The organism is Cellulomonas pasadenensis, assembly GCF_047229365.1.
Lineage (GTDB): Bacteria > Actinomycetota > Actinomycetes > Actinomycetales > Cellulomonadaceae > Cellulomonas.
In genome coordinates, this window is record NZ_JBFTEP010000259.1 from 1 (window position 1) to 1,698 (window position 1,698).

At 77.8% G+C, this 1,698-nt stretch carries 4 protein-coding genes; 2 read left to right on the top strand and 2 right to left on the bottom strand.

The features are described from left to right. Both AB6N23_RS18285 and AB6N23_RS18290 read left to right on the top strand, forming a co-directional pair. Nucleotides 1-405: aminotransferase class V-fold PLP-dependent enzyme (locus tag AB6N23_RS18285; RefSeq protein WP_412867380.1), on the top strand; the 405-nt coding region annotated here is incomplete at its 5' end. Beyond that, nucleotides 402-719, top strand: a complete 318-nt coding sequence (locus AB6N23_RS18290) for a sulfurtransferase TusA family protein (RefSeq protein WP_412867381.1) — start codon at nt 402-404, stop codon at nt 717-719. The genes AB6N23_RS18285 and AB6N23_RS18290, both read left to right, overlap by 4 nt. Nucleotides 720-807: 88 nt before the next feature. On the opposite strand, the gene erpA is transcribed toward AB6N23_RS18290, so the two are convergent. Together erpA and AB6N23_RS18300 are read right to left on the bottom strand one after the other, a co-directional pair. Continuing rightward, nucleotides 808-1,158, bottom strand: a complete 351-nt coding sequence (gene erpA, locus AB6N23_RS18295; RefSeq protein WP_136519751.1) for an iron-sulfur cluster insertion protein ErpA — start codon at nt 1,156-1,158, stop codon at nt 808-810. A 128-nt stretch (nt 1,159-1,286) separates the two neighbouring features. Beyond that, a partial coding sequence (locus AB6N23_RS18300; RefSeq protein ID WP_412867382.1) for a glycerate kinase occupies nt 1,287-1,698 on the bottom strand: 412 nt, incomplete at its 5' end.

Sequence of the window (1,698 nt, forward strand, 5' to 3'; positions counted from 1 at the left end):
CTGCAGGACGCCGTCGCACGGCGCGACGCGGCCGACGCGCACCGGCGCGCGCTGGTCGACGAGCTGCGGGCGCGCGTGGCGGCGGAGGTGCCCGACGTGGAGGTCGTCGGCGACCCGGCCGCGCGGCTGCCGCACGTGGTCACCTTCTCCTGCCTGTACGTCGACGGCGAGGCGCTCGTGACCCGCCTCGACCGGGAGGGCCTCGGCGTGGGGTCGGGCTCGGCGTGCACGTCCGGCGCGCTGCAGCCGAGCCACGTGCTGGCGGCGATGGGCGTGCTCACGCACGGCAACGTCCGGCTGGCGCTGCCCGTGCACGTCCACGCCGAGGACGTGCGGCGCCTGTGCGACGTGCTGCCGCGCGTCGTCGCCGACGTCCGGGCCGCCGCGGGAGCGACGGGGCTGTGAACGACGACGTGCGCGCCGGCGCGGGCGCGCTCGGGGACGACGGTGGCGCAGCACGTCCCGTCGAGGTCGACGCGCGCGGCCTGCGCTGCCCGGCGCCCGTGCTGCGGGCGGCCGTCGCGGCCCGCAGCCTGCCGGCGGGCACGCTGCTGCGCGTGCTGGCCACGGACCCGGCGGCGGCCGTCGACCTGCCCGCGTGGGCGCGCATGCGCGGGCACGCGGTGGTCGCCTCCGACCGCCCGGGCCGCCGTCCGGGTGACGACGCGGGCGGCGACGCCGGCGACGAGGTCGCGGTCACGGTGCGGCTCGGTGGCTGAGCCCGCCGACGCACGCGGGCCCGCGGCCGGTCTCCGGCCGCGGGCCCGCGGGTGCTGCTGGTGGCGTCGTGCCCGGTGGGGCGAGAGGTCAGGCGAACGACCCGCCGCAGGCGCAGGAGCTGCCGGCGTTCGGGTTGTCGATCGTGAAGCCCTGCTTCTCGATCGTGTCCGCGAAGTCGATGGTGGCGCCCTCGAGGTACGGCACGCTCATGCGGTCCACGACGACCTCGACGCCGTCGTAGTCCTTGGTCGCGTCGCCGTCGAGCAGGCGCTCGTCGAAGTACAGCTGGTAGATCAGGCCGGAGCACCCGCCGGGCTGCACCGCCACGCGCAGGCGCAGGTCGTCACGACCCTCCTGCTCGAGCAGCGTGCGCACCTTGTCGGCCGCCACGTCCGTGAGCTGGACGCCGTGGGTCGCGGTCTGCGTGGTCTCGCTCATGTCACTCCCGGTTCAGCCAGAGACGGTCCTCGACGGTGCAAACACCGTCGACCGGGCCGTTGTTCCCGCCCAGCGTACGCCCGCGGCGCGGCCGGCCCGGCTCCCGTGCGTGCGTCGTGGACGACGCGTCACGCGGGCGACCAGGTGCGCGCCACCCGCGCGGTGCGGGCGGCCAGCGTGCCGGCGGGGTCGGACAGCGCGGCGGCGACCTGCTCCGCCCCGTCCGCGACGGCGTAGGCGGCGGCGACGCCCGCGGCGGACAGCTCCCGCCGGCCCACGAGCACCTCTCCGGCGACGACCACGGTCGGGACTGCGAGCGGCAGCGCACGGGCCGCGACCTCCGCGACGACCTTGCCGTGCAGCGACTGCCAGTCGGTACGTCCCTCCCCCGTGACGACGACGTCGTGCGCGGCGATCCGCGCCGGCAGGTCGACCGCGTCGGCGACGAGCGAGGCCCCGGGCAGCAGCCGCCCGCCGAGCAGCGCGAGCGCGAAGCCCGTGCCGCCCGCGGCTCCGGCGCCGGGCAGGCCGGTCCAGCGG